General features: G+C 71.0%; 24 protein-coding genes. 14 read left to right on the top strand and 10 right to left on the bottom strand.

What is annotated here, in order from left to right:
- Positions 1-155: 155 nt before the first annotated feature.
- The 3 genes from ACZ3HQ_RS09980 to ACZ3HQ_RS09990 are packed head-to-tail and all read right to left on the bottom strand — an operon-like array spanning position 156 to position 1,798.
- On the bottom strand, positions 156-815 hold the full coding sequence (locus tag ACZ3HQ_RS09980) for a DUF5063 domain-containing protein (RefSeq protein WP_467509215.1): 660 nt from the start codon (positions 813-815) through the stop codon (positions 156-158).
- Positions 808-1,407 (bottom strand): recombination mediator RecR, encoded by a 600-nt coding sequence (gene recR, locus ACZ3HQ_RS09985; protein ID WP_467509216.1) that lies wholly within the window; start codon positions 1,405-1,407, stop codon positions 808-810. The genes ACZ3HQ_RS09980 and recR overlap by 8 nt, the downstream gene beginning before the upstream one ends.
- Before the next feature lie 52 nt (positions 1,408-1,459).
- Positions 1,460-1,798, bottom strand: coding sequence for a YbaB/EbfC family nucleoid-associated protein (locus tag ACZ3HQ_RS09990; RefSeq protein WP_467509217.1), 339 nt, complete (start codon positions 1,796-1,798; stop codon positions 1,460-1,462).
- A 787-nt stretch (positions 1,799-2,585) separates the two neighbouring features.
- Between ACZ3HQ_RS09990 and ACZ3HQ_RS09995 the strand changes: the two genes are divergently transcribed.
- Positions 2,586-3,311, top strand: a complete 726-nt coding sequence (locus ACZ3HQ_RS09995) for an SLATT domain-containing protein (protein WP_467509218.1) — start codon at positions 2,586-2,588, stop codon at positions 3,309-3,311.
- Positions 3,312-3,428: 117 nt separating this feature from the next.
- Here the strand turns inward: ACZ3HQ_RS09995 and ACZ3HQ_RS10000 are convergent, their stop codons facing one another.
- On the bottom strand, positions 3,429-3,983 hold the full coding sequence (locus tag ACZ3HQ_RS10000) for a hypothetical protein (RefSeq protein ID WP_467509219.1): 555 nt from the start codon (positions 3,981-3,983) through the stop codon (positions 3,429-3,431).
- A gap of 648 nt (positions 3,984-4,631) precedes the next feature.
- On the opposite strand from ACZ3HQ_RS10000, the gene ACZ3HQ_RS10005 reads away from it, so the two are divergent.
- The 5 genes from ACZ3HQ_RS10005 to ACZ3HQ_RS10025 all read left to right on the top strand — a co-directional run bounded on the left by ACZ3HQ_RS10005 (position 4,632) and on the right by ACZ3HQ_RS10025 (position 9,395).
- Positions 4,632-6,017: an aminotransferase class III-fold pyridoxal phosphate-dependent enzyme gene (locus ACZ3HQ_RS10005; protein ID WP_467509220.1), complete on the top strand. Its 1,386-nt coding sequence runs from the start codon at positions 4,632-4,634 to the stop codon at positions 6,015-6,017.
- Positions 6,018-6,215: 198 nt separating this feature from the next.
- Positions 6,216-6,908, top strand: a complete 693-nt coding sequence (locus ACZ3HQ_RS10010; protein WP_467509221.1) for a GntR family transcriptional regulator — start codon at positions 6,216-6,218, stop codon at positions 6,906-6,908.
- A 331-nt stretch (positions 6,909-7,239) separates the two neighbouring features.
- Positions 7,240-8,034, top strand: coding sequence for a hypothetical protein (locus tag ACZ3HQ_RS10015; RefSeq protein ID WP_467509222.1), 795 nt, complete (start codon positions 7,240-7,242; stop codon positions 8,032-8,034).
- An 11-nt stretch (positions 8,035-8,045) separates the two neighbouring features.
- Complete coding sequence (locus ACZ3HQ_RS10020) at positions 8,046-8,237, top strand: hypothetical protein (RefSeq protein WP_393605664.1); 192 nt, start codon at positions 8,046-8,048, stop codon at positions 8,235-8,237.
- Between the two features lie 282 nt (positions 8,238-8,519).
- Positions 8,520-9,395, top strand: a complete 876-nt coding sequence (locus ACZ3HQ_RS10025) for a LysR family transcriptional regulator (RefSeq protein WP_467509223.1) — start codon at positions 8,520-8,522, stop codon at positions 9,393-9,395.
- Positions 9,396-9,397: 2 nt separating this feature from the next.
- Here the strand turns inward: ACZ3HQ_RS10025 and ACZ3HQ_RS10030 are convergent, their stop codons facing one another.
- Complete coding sequence (locus ACZ3HQ_RS10030; RefSeq protein ID WP_467509224.1) at positions 9,398-10,147, bottom strand: oxidoreductase; 750 nt, start codon at positions 10,145-10,147, stop codon at positions 9,398-9,400.
- 214 nt (positions 10,148-10,361) lie between these two features.
- Here ACZ3HQ_RS10030 and ACZ3HQ_RS10035 point away from each other — a divergent pair, with 214 nt between their 5' ends.
- Complete coding sequence (locus ACZ3HQ_RS10035; protein WP_467509225.1) at positions 10,362-11,012, top strand: hypothetical protein; 651 nt, start codon at positions 10,362-10,364, stop codon at positions 11,010-11,012.
- Here ACZ3HQ_RS10035 and ACZ3HQ_RS10040 read toward each other — a convergent pair.
- On the bottom strand, positions 11,005-11,436 hold the full coding sequence (locus ACZ3HQ_RS10040; RefSeq protein WP_467509226.1) for a hypothetical protein: 432 nt from the start codon (positions 11,434-11,436) through the stop codon (positions 11,005-11,007). The genes ACZ3HQ_RS10035 and ACZ3HQ_RS10040 overlap by 8 nt on opposite strands.
- A gap of 124 nt (positions 11,437-11,560) precedes the next feature.
- Between ACZ3HQ_RS10040 and ACZ3HQ_RS10045 the strand changes: the two genes are divergently transcribed.
- The gene (locus tag ACZ3HQ_RS10045) at positions 11,561-12,403 is read left to right on the top strand and encodes a helix-turn-helix domain-containing protein (RefSeq protein ID WP_467510003.1); all 843 of its coding nucleotides are present in this window, start codon (positions 11,561-11,563) and stop codon (positions 12,401-12,403) included.
- Positions 12,400-12,642, top strand: coding sequence for a DUF397 domain-containing protein (locus ACZ3HQ_RS10050; protein WP_467509227.1), 243 nt, complete (start codon positions 12,400-12,402; stop codon positions 12,640-12,642). The genes ACZ3HQ_RS10045 and ACZ3HQ_RS10050 overlap by 4 nt, the downstream gene beginning before the upstream one ends.
- On the opposite strand, the gene ACZ3HQ_RS10055 is transcribed toward ACZ3HQ_RS10050, so the two are convergent.
- Together ACZ3HQ_RS10055 and ACZ3HQ_RS10060 are read right to left on the bottom strand one after the other, a co-directional pair.
- Entirely contained in the window at positions 12,620-12,811 is a 192-nt protein-coding gene (locus ACZ3HQ_RS10055; RefSeq protein ID WP_467509228.1) for a hypothetical protein, read from the bottom strand. The two genes, ACZ3HQ_RS10050 and ACZ3HQ_RS10055, sit on opposite strands and share 23 nt — an antisense overlap.
- A 91-nt stretch (positions 12,812-12,902) precedes the next feature.
- Positions 12,903-14,186: an adenylosuccinate synthase gene (locus tag ACZ3HQ_RS10060; RefSeq protein WP_399569710.1), complete on the bottom strand. Its 1,284-nt coding sequence runs from the start codon at positions 14,184-14,186 to the stop codon at positions 12,903-12,905.
- Between the two features lie 186 nt (positions 14,187-14,372).
- Here ACZ3HQ_RS10060 and ACZ3HQ_RS10065 point away from each other — a divergent pair, with 186 nt between their 5' ends.
- Positions 14,373-15,161 carry a diacylglycerol kinase family protein gene (locus ACZ3HQ_RS10065; RefSeq protein ID WP_467509229.1) on the top strand — a complete coding sequence of 263 codons (789 nt, stop codon included), beginning with the start codon at positions 14,373-14,375 and terminating at the stop codon, positions 15,159-15,161.
- Between the two features lie 9 nt (positions 15,162-15,170).
- Here the strand turns inward: ACZ3HQ_RS10065 and ACZ3HQ_RS10070 are convergent, their stop codons facing one another.
- A complete protein-coding gene (locus tag ACZ3HQ_RS10070) occupies positions 15,171-15,629 on the bottom strand; it encodes a MarR family winged helix-turn-helix transcriptional regulator (RefSeq protein WP_467509230.1) in 459 nt (152 codons plus the stop codon).
- 68 nt (positions 15,630-15,697) lie between these two features.
- Positions 15,698-16,234 carry a GbsR/MarR family transcriptional regulator gene (locus ACZ3HQ_RS10075; protein WP_467509231.1) on the bottom strand — a complete coding sequence of 179 codons (537 nt, stop codon included), beginning with the start codon at positions 16,232-16,234 and terminating at the stop codon, positions 15,698-15,700.
- 73 nt (positions 16,235-16,307) lie between these two features.
- Between ACZ3HQ_RS10075 and ACZ3HQ_RS10080 the strand changes: the two genes are divergently transcribed.
- The 4 genes from ACZ3HQ_RS10080 (at position 16,308) to ACZ3HQ_RS10095 (ending at position 20,052) form a co-directional block, all read left to right on the top strand.
- The gene (locus ACZ3HQ_RS10080; protein WP_467509232.1) at positions 16,308-17,204 is read left to right on the top strand and encodes an ABC transporter ATP-binding protein; all 897 of its coding nucleotides are present in this window, start codon (positions 16,308-16,310) and stop codon (positions 17,202-17,204) included.
- Positions 17,204-18,760: an ABC transporter permease gene (locus tag ACZ3HQ_RS10085; protein WP_467509233.1), complete on the top strand. Its 1,557-nt coding sequence runs from the start codon at positions 17,204-17,206 to the stop codon at positions 18,758-18,760. Before ACZ3HQ_RS10080 ends, ACZ3HQ_RS10085 begins: the two co-directional genes overlap by 1 nt.
- Before the next feature lie 118 nt (positions 18,761-18,878).
- Positions 18,879-19,277 carry a hypothetical protein gene (locus ACZ3HQ_RS10090; RefSeq protein WP_467509234.1) on the top strand — a complete coding sequence of 133 codons (399 nt, stop codon included), beginning with the start codon at positions 18,879-18,881 and terminating at the stop codon, positions 19,275-19,277.
- A gap of 100 nt (positions 19,278-19,377) precedes the next feature.
- Entirely contained in the window at positions 19,378-20,052 is a 675-nt protein-coding gene (locus ACZ3HQ_RS10095) for a DUF4097 family beta strand repeat-containing protein (RefSeq protein ID WP_467509235.1), read from the top strand.
- Positions 20,053-20,089 lie beyond the last annotated feature (37 nt).

A 20,089-nucleotide genomic window follows, 5' to 3' on the forward strand; every position in this document is an offset into this window, starting at 1 on the left:
CGCTCCTCGCTCGGTTCGTTTGTGTCGGCTCAGTCTATCGAGCGTCCGAAATCCACCATCGCGCTCCCGCATGGTGAGACACCGTCCGCCCGGTCCCGAACCTGCCCAGCACCACGCGGACCACGCGAAAAGTGCCCCGCGTCACAGCGCCGCGGTCAGCGCACCTGGCGGATGCCGAGCGGCGTGCCGATCTCCTCGGCCATGACGCGTCCGGCCTCCCTCTCCAGCGCCTCGTCGCCCAGGTCCTGGTCGGTGTCGAGGCCGTCCAGCTCCTCCAGGGGCTGGTTGAGGCGGACGTGGATGAGGACGGACTGCAGGGCGCGCAGCACGGCGGAGGCGGTGGCACCCCAGTTGGAGAAGTAGGAGAACTGCCACCACCACAGCGCCTCGGCGGTGCGGCCGGCCCGGTAGTGGGCCATGCCGTGGCGCAGGTCGGTGATGATGCCCGCGAGGTCGTCGGAGATCCGGGCGGCGACCGGCGCGGTGCGGGGCGCGTACGGGTCGAAGACCTCGGAGTAGATGTCGACCGGCTCCAGCAGGCGGGCCAGGTTCTCGCGCAGGCCGTCCGCGTCCGGCTCGGGGCCGGGGTCGGGCTCGTACCGCTCGTCGGGGAGGAAGTCCTCGTGCGCGCCGAGGCGGCCGCCGGCCAGCAGCAACTGGGAGACCTCCAGCAGCAGGAAGGGCACGGTGGAACCGGGTTCGTCGCCCTTGGCGACCTCGGTGACGGCGACCAGGAAGCTCTCGACCTGGTCGGCGATCTGGACGGCGAAGTCGTCCGGGTTCTGCGACGTGGCGTGCAGCGTGGCGTCAGACATCTAGGAGTCGTCTCCCCTCGAAGGCTCGGCCGAGGGTGACCTCGTCCGCGTATTCCAGGTCCCCGCCGACCGGGAGGCCGCTGGCCAGGCGGGTGACCTTCAGACCCATGGGCTTGATCATGCGGGCGAGGTACGTCGCCGTGGCCTCGCCTTCGAGATTGGGATCGGTGGCGAGGATCAGCTCCGTGACGGTGCCGTCGGCGAGGCGGGCCAGGAGTTCCCTGATCCGCAGGTCGTCCGGGCCGACGCCCTCGATGGGGCTGATCGCGCCGCCCAGGACGTGGTACTTGCCCCGGAACTCACGGGTGCGCTCGATGGCCACGACGTCCTTTGGCTCCTCGACCACGCAGATCACCGAGAGGTCGCGGCGCGGGTCGCGGCAGATGTTGCACAGCTCTTCCTGCGCCACGTTTCCGCAGGTCGCGCAGAAGCGGACCTTGGCCTTGACCTCCATGAGGGCGTGCGCGAGCCGTTTGACGTCCGTCGGCTCGGCCTGGAGGACGTGGAAGGCGATCCGCTGCGCGCTCTTGGGACCGACGCCGGGGAGCCGCCCCAGCTCGTCGATGAGGTCCTGGACCACGCCTTCGTACAACGGACTGCCTTTCCTTCAAGACCTTGCGGTACGTACGGTAGTTGCCCCGGCCTCAGAAAGGCAGACCGGGGATGCCGCCGCCGAGTCCCTCGGCCAGGGGGCCGAGCTTCTGCTGCTGGAGGGCCTGCGCGTTCTCGTTCGCCGCCTGGACGGCCGCGACGACGAGGTCCGCGAGGGTCTCGGTGTCCTCCGGGTCCACGGCCTTCGGGTCGATCTTCAGCGCGCGCAGGTCGCCGGAGCCGGTCACGGTCGCCTTGACCAGACCGCCGCCCGCCTGGCCCTCGACCTCCGTGTTCGCCAGCTCTTCCTGGGCCCGCTGGAGGTCCGCCTGCATCTTCTGGGCCTGCTGGAGCAACTGCTGCATGTTCGGCTGGCCGCCACCGGGAATCACGGGGTGTCTCCTGTCTGTCTGCTGCCTCTGCTGCCTGTCTGCTGCCTGTCAGGCCGCTTCTCTGCTCGGCACGAGCCTACGTGGTCCACGCGACCCTCGCCCTGTCACTCTTTCGGGTGAGCCCGCCTCCGGCCCCCTACCTGATCAACCCCCTCTTCCGGGCGTACCACCCCGCGAACCCGGCTCCCCGCCACCCGTTGAGCGGTAGGAAGGACACTTCGCGCCGCCACGGGGTGTGACGGCCGCGCGATCGGTGTTCGTGTTCAGTAGGGAGTACCGGGTGGGTCAGCCGGAGCAGCAACCCGACGATCCCGCATCCGCTCAGGGAGCGCGGCGGGACGGTCCGGGCGGCGCCCCGGGCACAGAGGGGTCTTCGGCGGGCGGGCCGGGTGCGGACGGGGTGTGGCGGGGTGACCGGAGTACGGACGGCTCGCGGCAGGGCGGCCCGGGTGCGGACGGGGTGTGGCGGGGTGACCGGAGTACGGACGGCTCGCGACAGGGCGGCTCGGGTGGGGACGGGGTGTGGCGGGGTGACCGGAGTACGGACGGCTCGCGACAGGGCGGCCCGGGTGCGGACGGGGTGTGGCGGGGTGACCGGAGTACGGACGGCTCGCGGCAGGGCGGCTCGGGTGGGGACGGGTGGTGGCCGGGCGGCCCCGGTCTGGACGGGTCACCGCGGGAGAACCATGGCGCGGACGGGGTGCGGTCCTGTGATCCGGACGTGAGCGGGCCTCGGCCGGAAGACCGGGGTACGGACGCCTCTGGGCCGGACGATACGGGTGCGGACGTGTCCCGGCGCGGCCCGCGAGGGCCACGGTTCAGCGGGCGGAACGCGGCCGGCCCGCTGCCCGGGGATCTGGTGGGGCGCCCGTTGCCGCTCGGGGACTGGGGGCAGCCGGCGGAGCGGCTGGACGAGTTGTACCGGTGGGTGGAGCGGGGGGCGCTGCGGACGGCGGAGTGGTATCTCACGGACCGGGTGTGGCGGCGGCGGGCCGCGCGGGGGCTGCGGGGCGGTACGGCCGCGGGGGTGGTGGTCGGGGCGGCGTTGCCGTTGCTGGACGCGACCGGGGCGGTGGCGGGGTGTGCGCCGTGGGGGTACCTGGCGTTGCTGCTGGGGGCCGCGTGCGCCGGGGCGGACCGGTGCTTCGGGCTGACCTCGGGGTGGATGCGGAATGTCGCCACGGCTCAGGCGGTCCAACGGCGCTTGCAGGCGCTTCAGTTCGACTGGGCGTCGGAGAGCGCGCGTGAGGTGCTGGGCCCCGCGGAGGGCACCGCGGGGGAGGCGGCGGAACGTTGCCTCGGGATTCTGCGGCGCTTCTCCGAGGACGTGACGGAGCTGGTCCGTACGGAGACGTCGGACTGGATGCAGGAGTTCCGGGGCGGGCGTCCACCGCTGACACCTCCGCCGCCGCCGTCCCGCCCCGCCGACCCCGCCCCGGTCTCCCGCTACCTCCCCCCGCCCCCGGGCGCCCGCCCCAACATGCCCCGCCAGCGCCCCCCGGACCCCCGCTGACGGCTCCGCCGGGGGCGGGTGCGGGTCGTGCGGCCTACCGGTTCGGCGAAGCCGCGCTGGGACATCCCGGCAGGAGCGCCGCTGCCCCGCGAGGGGTCAAGCACACGGGGTACGGCGTCATCCCGTCCCGCTTCCCACTGCGCCGACCCGGCTGTACGTGACGGCTTCCGCGTCGGCCGGCCCCGCCCGCCTCAGGCGGCCGCCCGGGGAGAGGGTGAGGGTGGTGGGGGCGCCCGGGGCGCAGGAGGAGAGGGGGGCTCCGGAGGTCACCGTGGCCGCGGTGAGCCGTAACGTTCCCCCGGCGTCCGGCTTCCGGGCCAGGGTCGCGGCGAAGACGCAGTGCTGGTCGGCCCCGTCCGCGACCAGGGTGAGTACGCGCTCGCCGACCCGCCCCTGGGTCAGGGTGAGCCGGTGCGTGCCCGCCCCGTCGACCCGGGCCTCCCACCTGCCGAGGTAGCGCTCGGGTACGTCTCCCCCGGCGGGGCCGGGCACGACGGTCGCCGTCTCCGAGACCCCACCGCCCCGCAGCAACGTGTACAGGGTTCCCCCGGCCCCCAGGGCGACGACCAGCGCGGCCACGACGAGCAACCACGTCGACCGCCGGTCCCGCGCATCCCCGTTCACCTCCGGATGCCCGTACGCGGCCACCGCCCACCCCCGCCCATCCCCCACAGCCGCATGCTCCCGCCCCTCACCGGCACCCACGGAACCCCGTCCGCCCCCCTGCCCCCCGCCCCCAGCCGACACCACGCCACCCCCACCTGCTCCCGCACCCGCGTCCGCACCCGCACCCGCACCCGCACCCGCCGACGGCGAATCCGCCCCACAAGGGCCACCCGCACCCGACGACGAAAGCTGCACGGGTGGTGCGGGTGGGAACCCAGACCCGGCCGAAGGCCGGGTGCCCACCCCAGAACCCGCACCCACACCCGCATCCGCACCCACCGACGAGCCGGCTCCACCCCCACCCGCACCCGCCGACGGCGAATCCGCCCCACAAGGGCCACCCGCACCCGACGACGAAAGTTGTACGGGTGGTGCGGGTGGGAACCCAGACCCGGCCGGAGGCCGGGTGCCCGCCCCAGAACCCCCACCCGCACCGAACACCCAGTCCCAGTCCTCCCCCGGCCCCAACTCCCGCATGACGCAACCACCTTCCCCCGAAGCGCGCCGACGGCCCGAGAATAGTGCGGGCATACGGGACAAGGCCGCGCCCCGCGAAAAGCGCCCCCACTCACGACAACCTGTCGCGCATCCCGCCCCCGCCCACAACAGTCCGCCGATGTCGCCACGACGCCCCCACCCCCTACCCTCACCCGCATGACGCCTCAGCCGAACCCGGAGCAGACCCCCACCCCCGACCCCGAGACCGGTGCCGCCGTGAAGGCCGCCGACCGGGCGCACGTGTTCCACTCCTGGTCCGCGCAGGACCTGATCGACCCGCTGGCCGTGGCGGGCGCGGAGGGCTCGTACTTCTGGGACTACGACGGCAAGCGGTACCTGGACTTCACCAGCGGACTGGTGTTCACGAACATCGGCTACCAGCACCCGGAGGTCGTCGCCGCGATCCAGGAGCAGGCGGCGAAGATGACGACGTTCGCCCCGGCCTTCGCCGTGGAGGCCCGCTCGGAGGCGGCGCGGCTGATCGCGGAACGCACACCGGGCGACCTGGACAAGATCTTCTTCACCAACGCCGGCGCGGACGCGGTCGAGCACGCGACGAGGATGGCCCGGCTGCACACCGGCCGCCCCAAGGTGCTCTCGGCGTACCGCTCGTACCACGGCGGCACCCAGCAGGCGGTGAACCTGACCGGCGACCCCCGCCGCTGGCCGTCGGACAACGGCAGCGCGGGCGTGGTCCACTTCTGGGCGCCCTTCCTGTACCGGTCCCGTTTCTACGCGGAGACGGAGGAGCAGGAGTGCGCGCGGGCGCTGGAGCACCTGGAGACGACGATCGCCTTCGAGGGCCCCGGCACGATCGCGGCGGTGATCCTGGAGACGATCCCCGGTACCGCCGGGATCATGGTCCCGCCTCCGGGTTACCTCGCCGGGGTCCGCGAGATCTGCGACCGCAACGGCATCGTCTTCATCCTGGACGAGGTGATGGCCGGGTTCGGGCGTACCGGTGAGTGGTTCGCGGCGGACCTCTCGGGGGTCGTCCCGGACCTGATGACCTTCGCCAAGGGCGTGAACTCGGGGTACGTGCCCCTGGGGGGTGTCGCGATCTCCGGTGCCATCGCGGAGACCTTCGCCAAGCGCCCGTACCCCGGCGGCCTGACGTACTCCGGGCACCCGCTGGCCTGCGGGGCGGCGGTCGCCACGCTGAACGTCATGGCCCGCGAGGGCATCGTGGAGAACGCCAGGCACCTCGGCGAGACGGTCCTCGGCCCCGCCCTCGCCACCCTCGCCGAGCGCCACCCCAGCGTGGGCGAGGTCCGCGGTACGGGCATGTTCTGGGCCCTGGAACTGGTCAGGAACCGCGAGACCCGCGAGCCCCTGGTCCCCTACAACGCGTCCGGGGAGGCCAACGCCCCCATGGCCGCCTTCGCCGCCACCGCCAAGAAGAACGGCCTCTGGCCCTTCGTCAACATGAACCGCACCCACGTGGTCCCCCCGTGCAACATCACGGAACCGGAACTGAAGGAGGGCCTGGCGGCGCTCGACGCCGCGCTGGCCACGGCGGACGAATACACCACGTCTAGCTGAACAGGCCGGGCCGGCGGCGCCGCACGTCGGCCCGGCCTCGCCTAAAGCGACCCACACAGCATCCCCCCACACATAAAGGGCACCGGGGCTGATGCCCGGCAGGGGTGAACGCGTAAGGTGACGTGCTCGTAAGAGGTAGTGGAAATAGGCACGTGCGTACGAGTACCGCACCCATCCGTGTGAGGAGACTCCGGGACGATGCCCGGCTACGGCGCTGTGACGCGCAGTACCTTGCGACAGCAGATCGCCGACGCGCTGCGTGACGAGGTGCTGGCCGGGCGGCTGCTGCCGGGGCGGGCGTTCACGGTGAAGGAGATCGCGGACCTGTACGGGGTCTCCGCGACGCCGGTGCGCGAGGCCCTGGTCGACCTCTCGGCGCAGGCCCTGCTGGAGGCCGACCACCACCGGGGTTTCCGCGTCCCCGAGTACTCCCTGGACGACTACCGGGGCATGATCGAGGCCCGCTCGCTGGTGACCGAGGGCATGTTCCGGGTCCTCAGCCGGGGCCACTCCGCCTTCGCGAACCCCGACGACCCCGACACCGCCGCCGCGCTCGCGACGGTACGGCGTCGCGGCGAGGAGGCCCAGCGGGCGAACGCGGCCGGCGATCTCACCGTCCTCATCGGGTACGACCTCCGCTTCTGGCGCGAGCTGAGCGTGCTGTTCGGCAACCCCTACCTCGCGGAGTTCCTTCACCGCCTCCGCGTCCGCTCCTGGGTCTGCGCCGTCCAGCACCTCCGCCGCCTCCCCGAGGTCCGCGGCCGCCTATGGGCCGGCCACATAGACCTGGTCGACGCCCTCTCCGCCCACGACCCCGAAGCCGCCCGAGCAATCGTCTCCGCCGCCAACGCCCACGCTTTGCAGATGGTCGAGGAACTCACCGGCGACTGAACCGAAGCAGGGACCGCCCCGAATTGGGCACGGCCCCTTCCGGCCGCCCTCAGCATCACAAGAAGGACATACGGCAAGCAATGCTGCCCTAAGAGTGCCTGTCGAGCTGGACAAAGTGCCGCTTCTGCTTCGAATTCACCATCACTGTACTTCGAGTCGCGGCGAAGCTCAGATGTTCCTCAGATAAAAGGCATCCCGTTCCCGCTCGACGGATCACTCGCATAGTGTCTGACTACCGAGCGCGAAGGTGGTGACCGGCCGAAGATTCAGCTTTCAACTTATTGCTGGATCGTAGGCTCACTTTCGCCTCTTATTCCGAACTGGGGGGTTCATGCTCAAGGAAATTTGCACGACCAGAATTTCTGCTGTCGCTTCCGCGGTAGTTGCGGCTGCCGCGCTGGCCGTCACTTTGGCGCCGTCCGCGCAGGCGGCGGCCACGCCCACGGATGCGCAGATCACCGCAGCGCTCCAGCGTCACAATGACGGCACCTGGACACAGGCCGACGTCGATCTCATCCGTTCCGTTCCAGAACTGGCCGCCGTGGTCGAGGACGTGACACGGCCCCAGGAGGTCACCACGAACTCCGTGATGTTCACGGCCGGCGGCCAGCCTGTGGGGCCGGCGAACGGAGAACCGCTCACCCCCGAGCAGGTGGCAGAGGTCATGCCCGGCCCGGACGCCGAGCTCAGTGTCCCCGGTGAGGTCGTCACCACTCCGGCCGAGACGGACGTGGAGCCCGGGACCAGCGGCATCAGCCCGAGGATCACGGGCGGGACATGGAAGATGACCCACATCACCTACACCCACCGCAGCTACAGCGGCGATATCATCTTCCGCTACCACACCTACGCCAGGTTCAACTACGGCGGCGGCAAGGTCCGCGCATGGGGCGAGCGCTACGACGACTTCACGAACGAGTCCAGCAGCGTGATGCAGGTCAAGATCGGGGCGAAGAGGATCACCGACACCAAGTCGGCCACACCGGCAAATTCGGCTTCATCCAAGATGAAGCGAGAGGTCGACCTGTGTGTGCTCAAGTACGGGTGCTACGCGACTCTGCACCCGTGGGCCCAGGTCAAGGTATACGGAAGCGGAAAAACGGCAATCGGCGGCAGTGGCGTCTGAGGGGGAAACAAGTGAAGTCGCTCATCGGGTCGATTATCGCAATCGTCACTCTTTTCATCCTGATTCTCCTGGCGCTCGGTTCGCAATTCGGCGACCTTGAGATCACGGTATGGATCGTGGCGTTGGCCGCGTCGCTCTTCTTCGTCGTGCGCCATCATCGACGCAACAAGAACAAGGAGCAGTCCGGAAACGCCCCGGTGTAGGCGCTTCCGCTTCACCCCTTGATGAACAGCGAGAGCCTTGCCCATTCCTTTCTCGAATGGGCAAGGCTTTCCTGCTTTACCTCGGCCTCGTCGCAGAAGGCCCGTACGGGGGCCCGCGGGCGCAGCCGCCGCCCGCACGGTCTCACCGGTTCCGGCGCAGCCGGTGGCCGCGCGGGCCGGCAGCAGCACCACCGAATTCACACCCTCCCGGACGGCGGGGAATCCCCGCCGCCTCGACCGAGTTGCCCTGAGAGGGCCGATCGCACGGAGGGAACAGACCTGATGAGTCTGCGGCAGTTCGAATACGCCCTGGCTGTGGCCGAGGAAGGGTCTGTCACGGCGGCGGCGGAGCGGTTGCGGGTGGCTCAGCCGTCGGTTTCGCAGCAGATCAGGGGGCTGGAGCGGGAGCTTGGGGTGGAGTTGTTCGCGCGGACCCCCACCGGGCTCACGCCCACCGTCGTCGGGCGGGCGTTTCTGCGGGAGGCGCAGGTTGCCGTCAGTGCCGCGCGGCGGGCCGCGGCGACCGCGCGGGCCGGGGGTGCCGAGCTGGTGGGGGAGCTGACCGTCGCCGTGCAGATGGGGTTCGGGACGCGGCAGCTTCCCGAGGCGCTCGGGGCGCTGCGCAGCCGTTATCCCCGGCTGGAGGTCAGCCTCTCCGAGGAGCCCAGTTCCGCCGAGCTGGACCGGCTGTGCCGACGGGGCGTGCTGGACCTCGCCCTGATGGCGAAGTGCGACCGGACCCCCGCCGACGCCCACCGCCTCGGGGAGGAGGAGTTTGTCGTGGTGCTGCCCGCCAACAGCCCTCAACTCGCCTACCCCCGCATCGAATTGCTCGACCTCAAAGGCGAGCCCTGGGTCCGCTTCGACCGGGACAGCGCGCTCGACGGCGTCCTCGTGGAGGCGCTGCGGGAGACCGACCCGGAGCCCGGCACCGTCGCCCGCGTCTCCCAGACCGCGACCGCCGTCCGCTGGGCCGCCCAGGGACTCGGCGCCACCCTCGTCCCCGCCTCCGCTGTCCCGGAAAGCCACGAACACCTCGCGCGCCCGGTGTCCCCCGCCGTGGCCCAGCCCGTCATCGCCGTGGTCCGGAACCCGGCCGGCCCGGCCGAGACGGCCCTGCTGGAATTCCTCCGCCAGGAGAATTGGTCCGGCTCCTGAATTCAGCCCCGCCGGAATTCCCCACCGTCGATCACGAAATTGCTCCCCGTCACCCAGCTCGCCTGATCCGACACCAGGAACAACACCGCCCGAGCGATGTCATCGGGCACCCCGTCCCGCCCCAGCGGTACGAGCGACTCGCCCCCGCTCTGCGTCGGGTCCAGCCGCGCCCACTGCTCCCGCGTCGCCTCCCCGCCCGGCGTGGTGACCCGCCCCGGAGTGACCGTGTTGACCCGCACCCCGGCCGGCGCCAGCTCGGCCGCCAGCCCCCTGCTGTAGTTCTCCAGACCGGCCTTGGCCACCGTGTAGTGCAGGAACGGCGGGAACGCGACCGGCACCGCGGCCGAGGAAATGTGCACGATCGCCCCCGACCCCCGCTCCCGCATACCCGGCGCCAGCAGCGCGTCCAGCCGCACCGAGGCCAGCAGGTTCAGGTTCAGCGTCTCCAGCCACACCTCGTCCGGGATGCCGAGCGCGGACTCGTACGGGCTCGCCCCGCCCGCGTTGTGGACCAGGATGTCCACCCCGCCGAGCACGTCCACGGCGGCCGCCGCCAGCTCCTCCGCACCCTCCCGGCTCCGCACGTCGGCCGCGACGAAGGACGCCCCCTCCGGCACCGTCCCCGACGCCGAGCGCGCGGTGGTGAGCACCTCCGCCCCCTCGTCCAGCAGCCGCCGCACGATCGCCGCCCCGATGCCCCGCGAGCCCCCGGTGACCAGCGCCCGCTTTCCCTTGACATTCCCGGTCGCCATTTCAGCGTTCCTCTCCTCGGCAGTTCACGAATCGGCAATCCACGAAGATGTCTCTTCGAGTCCCTTCACCGTAGGCCCGGAAAACAGGGGCAATCAAAGACCGAATAACAGCAGAGCCCATAGGACTTTCCTATGCCCCGCCGTACGGACTACGCTGCCTGGTCCACCCGTGTGCGAGGAGACCCCCCGCACCGGCCGATGCGAGGAGTTCTTCTTGGCCTGTGACCTGTGGCTGGTGCCGCTCGTGGACGTGCTGTGCCACACGCCGGACAACCCGTTCGCCGAGGAACTCGCCGTCTACAACAACGCGTTGGGCGCCGCCGGGCTCCCCCCGGTCCCGGTCTACCAGTACATGCCGGGGCTCAACGGCGAGGTCGCCCCCGTCGCCGGGTTCGACTACGACGCGCTGCACTTCCTGCGCCGCGCGCACCTGCTCCAGCTCTGCGGCCTGCCCGTCACCCCTGTGGGGGAACTGGGCGGCGATTACGAGCAGTTGCTCGAAATGTTCGAGTCAACCGCCCAGCAGTCCCACCTGGTCTGGCACTACGACCACGCCGGCGCGTACGTCCCCCTCGACTTCGCGCAGCCCCTCTCCAACGACGAACTCCTCGCCGGTGGCGGCCCCCTGGGCTCGTCCCACGCCCTGCTGCGCGAGCTGGAGCAGGTCGCCCCGGCCATCGGCATCGACCCGGCGAACCCGCCCGCCGCCCCGGCGCCCCCCTCGGCCCCCACCGAACTGGAGGAGCCCGCCGTCCCGGCGCCCTACGACCCGAGCCCCTTCGCCCGCGAGCGGCACGTCTGGCTCGGCCTGCACGCCGCCGCGACCCGCTCCCTCGCCCAGGGCTCGATGATCGTCTTCAGTTGAGCTGGTGCGGCTGCGGCGCCCCCTGGCTTCCGTCCAGCAGCGCCGCCCGCAGCAGCAGCGTGTGCACGAACCGGTCCGGCGCGGTCGGGGGAAACCGCCAGCCCAGCGGCCAGGTCTGGCCGTCCAGCGCCGGAACCGGGATGTAGCTCACCCGGTACGGGCCGCTGGTGAGCCGGGTGACCTCCGCGGGCCAGGCGTGATGCGCGGTACTCCCCGGCGCGACCAGGAAGTACACACACCTCCGCCCGCTCCCCGACTCCACCACCGGCCCCGGATCACCCCCGGTCATCCGCGCCATCCGGTCCGCGATGTCGCGCCCCCGGTCGCCGTCCAGCCGTACCGCGTCGAACTGCACTCCTGCCCTGCGCAGTTGGATGCCCATGGCGGGAACCCACTGGATGCCCGCGTGACTTTGCGTATTCATGCAATCAGTTTCGGCAGGCGACGCTACGGTTTCCATGACTCTCCGTCGACCCATCGGAACGGTCGGGAGTCGGGGGCAATCGTTGAAGACCGGTTGAGTTCGGTTGAGTCCAGGGGTGATCGCAATGGCGCGAGCGGCGAACAAGCTGGCTGCGAGCGGGACGGCACACATGATCGCCGCCTTCGCGAAGGCACGACGAGAGCAGTTGGGGCTGACACAGGAGGAGTTGGGCGCCCTCATCGGCTACACCGCGTCCGCGATCAGCGCGATGGAGACGTGCGCGCAGCCCGCCAGCGACAAGATGCTGATGGAACTGGAGCGGGTGCTCGGGGATGGCATGGGCATCTTCGAGCTGGCCCGCAAGTTCATCCTGATGGACAAGTACCCGGCCCAGTTCCAGGACTTCGCGCTGATGGAGGCGGAGGCGGTCACGCTGTCCTCCTACGAGACCTACGTCGTCGCTGGCCTGTTCCAGACGGCCGACTACGCACGAGCGCTGATCGGGGGCAGCTACCCCAAGCTGCCCGATGAGCAGGTGGAGCAACTGGTGGACGCACGCCTTGCTCGGCGGGCCCTGTTCGACCGCGCGGAGCCAACTGCCATGATCGAGCTGATTCTTGACGAATCCGCGCTGCGGCGGCCGTTTGGGAGTTGGGACATCCTGCGTGGACAACTGGAGTCGCTCGCCGAGGACTCAGAGCGCGACAATGTGAGCGTGCAGGTTGTGTCCTTGGAGCGAGGAGCACGGGGCGCCCACGCGGGTGAGCGCGGCAACATGGTGCTGGTGGAAACCGCAGAGCACCACCACGTCGTGTACCTCGAAGGTCAGGACGAGAGCGTGCTGGTCAGTGATCCTGCCAAGGTGGCACGCCTCGCACACAGGTATGCAAAGATCCGGACACAGGCTTTGAGTCCGGACGACTCTGTGAGCCTCATCCGGAAGTTGGCGGGAGAACAGCGAACATGACTAGCAACCTGCGATGGTTCAAGTCGAGCTACAGCGATGGCGGCGGCGGCAACTGCATCGAAACCGCCTACACCTGGCACAAGTCCTCGTACAGCAACGCCAGCGGCGGCCAGTGCGTCGAAGTTTCTCCCTGCCCCGCCACCATCCACGTCCGTGACTCCAAGCAGGCCGACGGCCCCCTCCTCGCCGTAACCCCCACCGCTTGGACCACGTTCCTCACGGACGCGCGACGAGGCTGATCTCCGGCGGCCACAGCACGCCCGACCCCATCAACAGGGACGGGCCGAGATGGAGCGGGCACACCGGCAAGGGCGACCGGTTGTGCCGCCGTACCTCGAACACCACGGGGTCCCCGCACTCGGACACCTCGCCGTAGGGCCCCCCGCACATATCCCGGTCGCTGCTCATGGAGAGATTCCACCGCGCCGGAACGCGGAACGCCCGCCGAGCGCGCCCATAGGGCGGACCGGCGGGCGTACCCACGTACAGACGGCGTGACCTAGAGGAACGAGTTGATCTCGATCGTCTCGTCACGGCCGGGGCCGACACCGATCGCGGAGATCGGCGCGCCGGACATCTCCTCCAGCGCCTTCACGTAGTTCTGCGCGTTCTTCGGCAGGTCGGAGAAGGACTTCGCCTTGGTGATGTCCTCGGACCAGCCGGGCAGCGTCTCGTAGATCGGCTTCGCGTGGTGGAAGTCGGTCTGGGAGTAGGGGAGTTCCTCGACCCGCTTGCCGTCGATCTCGTAGGCGACGCAGACCGGGATCTCCTCCCAGCCGGTGAGCACGTCGAGCTTGGTGAGGAAGAAGTCGGTGAGGCCGTTGACGCGGGTGGCGTAGCGGGCGATCACCGCGTCGAACCAGCCGCAGCGGCGGTCGCGGCCGGTGGTGACACCGCGCTCGCCACCGATGCGGCGCAGCGCCTCGCCGTCCTCGTCGAACAGCTCGGTCGGGAACGGACCGGCGCCGACACGCGTGGTGTACGCCTTGAGGATGCCGATGACCCGGCTGATCTTCGTCGGACCCACGCCCGCGCCGGTGCAGGCACCGCCGGCGGTCGGGTTGGAGGAGGTGACGAAGGGGTACGTGCCGTGGTCGATGTCGAGCAGGGTGCCCTGACCGCCCTCGAACAGCACGACCTTGTCGTCCTCCAGCGCCTGGTTGAGCACCAGGACGGTGTCGGCGACGTACGGCTTGAGCTGCTCCGCGTAGCCCAGCAGCTCCTCCACGACCTGGTCGGCGGCGATGGCGCGACGGTTGTAGAGCTTGGTGAGCATCTGGTTCTTGACGTCGAGCGCCGCCTCGACCTTCTGGGTGAGGATCGACTCGTCGTAGAGGTCCTGGACCCGGATGCCGACGCGGTTGATCTTGTCCGCGTAGGTCGGGCCGATGCCCCGGCCGGTGGTGCCGATCTTGCGCTTGCCGAGGAAGCGCTCCGCCACCTTGTCCATGCTGACGTGGTACGGCGTGATGATGTGCGCGTTACCACTGATCAGGAGCTTCGACGTGTCGACGCCGCGCTCGTTCAGACCGCTCAGCTCGGAGAGCAGGACCGAGGGGTCGACGACGACACCGTTGCCGATGACCGGCGTACAGCTTGGGGAGAGGATTCCGGAAGGGAGGAGGTGGAGCGCGTACTTCTGGTCGCCCACGACGACCGTGTGGCCGGCGTTGTTGCCGCCCTGATAGCGCACTACATAGTCCACCGAGCCACCGAGCAGGTCGGTCGCCTTCCCCTTGCCTTCGTCACCCCACTGAGCACCGAGCAGCACAAGTGCGGGCACGCGCGTACACCCCTTCCGGGCGGGGCATGTCCATGGTCGGGGTGTGGGCGTACGCCGCTCACCCGCGACCGTCTTTGGCCGCACGACCGTCGGACCGGATGCCCCGGAATAGACGAAGCCCCTGGCGCAATAGCGCAAGGGGCTCTTGCACAAAGATGCTACCCGAGGAAGCGAGGCAGGACCGAGGTGGCGACTTCCGCGACGTCCGATCAGCTCCTTGTGATCATCGATCCGATGGCCCGGCACACGGACGGGGAGTCCGTGCGGATAGCGAAAGACGTGCTCAGCGCGGGTGCGACGGCGAAGGTGTGCCTGCCGGACGGCCCGGAGGAATTCGCCCGCGCACTGGGCCGACGGGGGTCGCGGCGACCGGTGGTCATCGGGGACGATCGAGCACTTGTTCGAGCGGTGGGGTTGCTGCACCGGCATCGGGAGCTGGCCGGATGTGCGCTGTCCGTGGTGCCGGTGGGGGCCGCGGGGCTGGCGCGGTCGCTGGGGGTGCCCGGTGGGCCGGTCGCCTCCGCGCGGGCCGTCCTGGAGGGCGTCTCCCGGCAACTGGATCTGCTGGTGGACGACAGCGACGGCGTCGTCCTCGGCTCGCTGGGCATACCGCCCGCGGCCGTCCCCGCCGAGCCGGTCGGCGTGGGCGCCCGGCCGTGGCTGCGCACCCTGGTCCGCACGCTCGCCGCCAGGCCCGCCCGGCTCCGGGTCGAGATCGACGGCGTCACGGTCATCGACCTCGACCGCCCGGTGGAGTCGGTCTCGGTGACACCGGGCAGGCGGGGGGTCGCGGAGGTCGAGATCCGCCCTGTGTCCCTGGGCGCCGAGTCCTCCCCCCTCCGCTCCTGCGGCCGCACGGTCACCGTCACGGGCGAGGACTTCCACTACCGCGCCGACGCGGAGACCTCCGGCCCGGTACGGAGGCGCACCTGGCGGGTGGCGGAGGGGGCTTGGGGGTTGGTGGTACCGGGGTGACGGGGGCGGTCAGTGGTGCCAGGCGTGGCCGCCGGTGTTGTGGATGAAGCGCTGGAGCACCTTGAGGGTGGTCAGGTACTCCTCGTCCGAGATGCCCGCGTGCCGCTCCGCCCACAGCTCGTCCTGGAGCGCGGCCGCCTTGCGGAAGAAGGCTCCGCCCTCGGCGGTGAGGCCGAGCCGGCCCTCGGCGTCCTCGGTCACCCAGCCCAGGGCCACCGTGCGGTCGATCTCCTCGTCCATCGTCCCGGCGCCGGTGGCGAGGTAGTTCCGCAGCAGGTCGGACACCTCGGCGCGGGTCTTCGGGTGCTCCGCGTGCGCGAGCTGGGCGAGGACCCACCACTGCGGCTGGGTGGTGCCGATCCCGGCCAGCGCGGCGCGGGTGCGGCCGACCACGGCGTCGTAGGCGGCCCAGCTCCAGTAGCCGATGGGCTGCTTGATCAGTTCGGGGTCGGGGTGCGAGTACTCCATGGCCGGTCTCCGTGTCCGCTCGTGCTGCTTCGACGGGACCGACCGTAGGAACTCAAGCGGACTTGAGGTCAAGGGGTGCCGGGGGTGGACTCCGGGCGCCGGTCGCGGTCGGCTCGCCGGTCGCGGTGGGCGCGCCAGCGTTCCATGATTCCGGCCACGTCTTCCTCGATGAACTCGAAGAACTCGAGGGTGTCGGCGAGGCGGCGGCCGGCCGGGGTTTCGGGGCCGAGGCTGGTGATGCCCTCGCGGAGGGCGTCCTCCCAGCGCTTGATGATGGCCTCGCGGCTGGTCAGGGCCTCGTACCACTGGTCGCTGTGCACGCGGTAGCGCTCACGCCGTGAACCGGGTTCACGCTCGCGGGAGACGAGGTGCACCTGGGAGAGGTAGCGCACGGCACCGGAGACGGCCGCGGGGCTGATTTTGAGGAGTTCACCCAGCTCCGCCGAGGTGAGCGTCCCCGTGTCGGAGGACAGCAGCGCCGCGAACACCCGCGCGGGCATACGCGGCACCCCCGCCTCCACCAACTGCGCCGCGAACCGCTCCACGAACCGCGACACCGACTCCGGATCGCGCCCGTCGCCACTCTCCACGCCCGCCTCCGTCATGCCCTCACCCTAACTCGGATTCATACGCTTCCTTAACTTCACAAATTTCTGAAGCAAGCGTACGTTCGCCATCATGACGAAGGCCATCACGGTCTCGGGGCTGCACAAGTCCTTCGGCCGTACCCACGCCCTCGACGGGCTCGACCTCGCTGTCGAGACCGGCGAGGTACACGGCTTCCTCGGCCCCAACGGCGCCGGCAAGTCCACCACCATCCGCGTCCTTCTCGGCCTGCTGCGCGCCGACTCCGGCGCGGCCCAGCTCCTCGGCCGCGACCCGTGGGCCGACGCGGTCGAGATCCACCGCCGCGTCGCGTACGTCCCCGGCGACGTGACGCTGTGGCGCGGCCTCTCCGGCGGCGAGGTCATCGACCTCTACGGGCGCCTGCGCGGCGGGCTGGACGCCGGGCGCCGCGGCGAACTGATCGCCCGCTTCGAGCTGGACCCCACGAAGAAGGGCCACACCTACTCCAAGGGCAACCGGCAGAAGGTCGCCCTGGTCGCCGCCTTCGCCTCCGAGGTGGACCTGCTGATCCTGGACGAACCGACCTCCGGGCTCGACCCGTTGATGGAGGAGGTCTTCCAGGCGTGCGTCCGGGAGGAACGGGACCGGGGCCGTACTGTCCTGCTCTCCTCGCACATCCTCAGCGAGGTGGAGTCCCTGTGCGACCGGGTCAGCATCGTGCGGAAGGGGCGCACGGTGGAGAGCGGGTCGCTGGCGGAGCTGCGGCATCTGACGCGGACGAGTGTGCGGGCGGAGGTGTCCTCGCCGGTGGATCTCGCGGGCTTTACCGGGGTGCACGACCTGGAGGTGCGGGGGTCGCACGTGCGGCTTCAGGTGGACACCGCCGAACTCGACGCCGTACTGCGGGTGTTGAGCGCGGCGGGGGTGCGGTCGCTGACGTGCACCCCGCCGACGCTGGAGGAGCTGTTCCTGCGGCACTACGAAGGTGCTGTCGAGGTGGCCGTCTGATGAGTGCGCTCGTGGGCACCGGCGTGCTGTTCCGCTTCGCGCTGCGGCGGGACCGGGTGCTGATCCCGGTGTGGGTCGCTGTCAACGCCCTGATGGTGCTGTCGATGCCGGGGACCCTCAGGGGGCTGTACGCCACGGAGGCGGAACGGGCCGCGCTGCGGGGGCAGATGGCCGGCAACGCCTCCCTGCGGGCCCTGACAGGGCCCCTGCTGGACGATTCCCTGGGGGCCCTGACCGCCTGGCGGGTCGGGGTCTACGCCGGTCTGCTCGCCGCCGTGATGAGCCTCCTGATCGTCATCCGGCACACGCGGGACGAGGAGGAGAGCGGGCGGCTGGAGGTCATCGCCTCCGGCGCGGTGGGGCGGCGGGCACCGCTGAGTTCCGCACTGCTGGCGTCCGTGGCGGCGAACGGGGTGCTGGCGGCCCTGCTGATCGCCGGCCTGGCGTCCCTCGGCCTGTCGGGCGCGGTTGCCCTGGGGCTGGGTGTGGGCTTGGTCGGGCTGGTCTTCGCCTCCGCCGCGGCGGTGGCGGCTCAGCTCACGCAGAGCGCGCGGCTGGCGCGGGGGTTGACGTCAGGGTTGCTGGGGGCGGCGTTCGTGCTCCGTGCGGCGGGCGACTCGGGCTCCTCCTGGCTGACTTGGACGTCCCCGCTGGGGTGGCTGGAGAAGGTACGGCCGTTCGCGGGGGAACGGTGGTGGGTGCTGGGGCTGTTGGCCGCTGCCTCTGTTCTTCAGGGCGCGGTGGCCTACGGCCTGGCCGGCCGCCGGGACCTGGGCATGAGCTTCCTCCCCACCCGCCCCGGCCCCGCGTCGGGCCGCCTGAGCAGCGCGGGCGCCCTGGCCTGGCGCCTCCAGCGGAGCGCGTTGCTGGGCTGGAGCATCGGCTTCTTCCTGGCGGGCGTGGTCTACGGCGGCCTGACCTCCGGCGCGGCGGACCTGGTGGCGGGGAACTCCGGCGCGCGGGCGGTCCTGGAACGCATGGGGGGCCGGGCCGGGGTCACGGACACCTTCCTCTCCGCGATGATCGGCATGCTGGGCCTGGTGGCGGCGCTGTACGTGGTGGGGGCGGTGCTCCGCCTCGCCTCGGAGGAGTCCTCGGGCCGAGCGGAACCCTTGCTGGCCTGCGCGGTGGGCCGCCTCCGCTGGGCCGGGGGCCACCTGCTGATCGCCTTCGGCGGCGTGGCCGTCCTGATGCTGCTGGCGGGCCTGGGCCTCTGGGCGGGGTACGGGCAGCGTCCGGGCGCGCTGATGGGGGCGTGCCTGCTCCAGATACCGGGGGCGTGGACGGTCGGCGCACTGACGGTGCTGCTCTACGGGTTCGCCCCCAGGGCCGCTGCGGCGGGCTGGGCGGCGGCAGGCGCGGTACTGCTGCTCGGCTGGATCGGCCCAGCCCTGAACGCCCCGCACTGGCTACTGAACCTCTCCCCCTACGCCCACCTCCCCAAGCTGCCGGGGGCGGAGATGGGGTGGGGGCCGGTGGGGGTGCTGGTCGCGCTGGCGGCGTCGCTGACAGCCGCAGGCGCCGCGGGCCTACGCCGCCGGGACTTGGCGGGCTGAGGCCACGCGGGGGTGATGCTCCGAGGGGGCAGGGCTTCCTCGGCCCCGTACCGTACGGGTGACGGTCTCGCCAGGGTGGGGCTTCACTCGTGCGAGTGGTTATGGGCAGGGTGGTGGGGTGGCCTACTGGTTGGCCGGGGTCGTGGCGGAAGCGGAGCTGTTGAGGCGGGTTTCGGGGGCGCGGGTCGTCTCGCTCGGGCAGGGGATGGGGTTGCTGCCCGACGTGCACGGGGTGGTGTCCGAGGCGGAGCTGATCGCGTGGTCGGCCGCGGGGGCCGTGGCTCGGGTGGAGGCGGAGTACTTCGGCGGGGTCGGGGAGCAGTGGGCCACGGTGTGGGAGGGCGGGACCGTGGTGCTCGGTCCGCTCTACGCGGGGGAGGACGACGCCCTTCCGGCCGAGGGCAGCCCGATCTCGCGTGCGTTGAGGCGACTTGGAGTGGTCGCGGGTGGCGGCGGGGACGAGTTCGGTGCTGTGGGGCTGGGGCGGTGCCGGGCCACGGAGGACTGGCTCGGCTGACCCGGTTTCCGTCATTTTGGGTGGTGGGATCAAGCCGTTCCCGCTCGGGGAGGGGCGCGGCCTGCTACCTGTGAGGGGGCGGCGGAATCCAGGGGGACGCATGAAGACCAAGCTGCTGGTGGCCGGGACGGCCATCGCGGGGCTCGCGCTGAGCGGCTGTGCCGTACAGAACAAGTCGGCGACGGCCCAGTACGGGATCGACGCGGAGGTGACCGCGCTGAGCGTGACGACCAAGGGCGGCAACATCGACGTCGTCCCGGGTGACGGCACCGGCGCCCACGTCACGGAGAAGATCCGGTACGCCCACGACAAGCCCCGTACCGAGCACTCGGTGAGCAGCGGCACGCTCACTCTCACCGCTCCCCGCTGCGACGACTGCGGGGTGGACTACACCGTCTCCGTACCCCCCGGCGCCACCCTGACCCTGGACACCGAGGGCGGCAACATCACCGTCCGCGAGGTCAACGGCGCGATGAAGGCCCGGACGGCCGGCGGCAACGTACGCGTGACCGACGCGGCCCCCAGGACCCTCTCCGCCCGCACGGACGGCGGAAACATCGAGGCGTCCCTGAAGAAACCCCCGACCACCCTGGACGCCGAAACCGGCGGCGGAAACGTCGAGGTGACCCTCCCCCGGACCCCCTACGCCGTGGACGCCACCACCAGCGGCGGCCGCAACACCGTATCGGTCCCCACCGACCCCTCCTCCCCCCACCACGTGACCATCCGCACGGGCGGGGGAAACATCAACGTCAACCTGACGCCTTCCCCGTAGGGGTGAACCCCGCGGCGGCGATCCGGGCGGGCAAACC

This window comes from Streptomyces sp. NPDC018263 (genome assembly GCF_055562575.1).

Excerpts from the sequence above, each read along its gene's own strand:
- ACZ3HQ_RS09980 (WP_467509215.1), bottom strand. The coding sequence starts at position 815 with ATGTCTGACGCCACGCTGCACGCCACGTCGCAGAACCCGGACGACTTC.
- ACZ3HQ_RS10005 (WP_467509220.1), top strand. The coding sequence starts at position 4,632 with ATGACGCCTCAGCCGAACCCGGAGCAGACCCCCACCCCCGACCCCGAG.
- ACZ3HQ_RS10010 (WP_467509221.1), top strand. The coding sequence starts at position 6,216 with ATGCCCGGCTACGGCGCTGTGACGCGCAGTACCTTGCGACAGCAGATC.
- ACZ3HQ_RS10015 (WP_467509222.1), top strand. The coding sequence starts at position 7,240 with ATGCTCAAGGAAATTTGCACGACCAGAATTTCTGCTGTCGCTTCCGCG.
- ACZ3HQ_RS10025 (WP_467509223.1), top strand. The coding sequence starts at position 8,520 with ATGAGTCTGCGGCAGTTCGAATACGCCCTGGCTGTGGCCGAGGAAGGG.
- ACZ3HQ_RS10030 (WP_467509224.1), bottom strand. The coding sequence starts at position 10,147 with ATGGCGACCGGGAATGTCAAGGGAAAGCGGGCGCTGGTCACCGGGGGC.
- ACZ3HQ_RS10040 (WP_467509226.1), bottom strand. The coding sequence starts at position 11,436 with ATGAATACGCAAAGTCACGCGGGCATCCAGTGGGTTCCCGCCATGGGC.
- ACZ3HQ_RS10045 (WP_467510003.1), top strand. The coding sequence starts at position 11,561 with ATGGCGCGAGCGGCGAACAAGCTGGCTGCGAGCGGGACGGCACACATG.
- ACZ3HQ_RS10050 (WP_467509227.1), top strand. The coding sequence starts at position 12,400 with ATGACTAGCAACCTGCGATGGTTCAAGTCGAGCTACAGCGATGGCGGC.
- ACZ3HQ_RS10055 (WP_467509228.1), bottom strand. The coding sequence starts at position 12,811 with ATGAGCAGCGACCGGGATATGTGCGGGGGGCCCTACGGCGAGGTGTCC.
- ACZ3HQ_RS10070 (WP_467509230.1), bottom strand. The coding sequence starts at position 15,629 with ATGGAGTACTCGCACCCCGACCCCGAACTGATCAAGCAGCCCATCGGC.
- ACZ3HQ_RS10075 (WP_467509231.1), bottom strand. The coding sequence starts at position 16,234 with ATGACGGAGGCGGGCGTGGAGAGTGGCGACGGGCGCGATCCGGAGTCG.
- ACZ3HQ_RS10080 (WP_467509232.1), top strand. The coding sequence starts at position 16,308 with ATGACGAAGGCCATCACGGTCTCGGGGCTGCACAAGTCCTTCGGCCGT.
- ACZ3HQ_RS10085 (WP_467509233.1), top strand. The coding sequence starts at position 17,204 with ATGAGTGCGCTCGTGGGCACCGGCGTGCTGTTCCGCTTCGCGCTGCGG.
- ACZ3HQ_RS10095 (WP_467509235.1), top strand. The coding sequence starts at position 19,378 with ATGAAGACCAAGCTGCTGGTGGCCGGGACGGCCATCGCGGGGCTCGCG.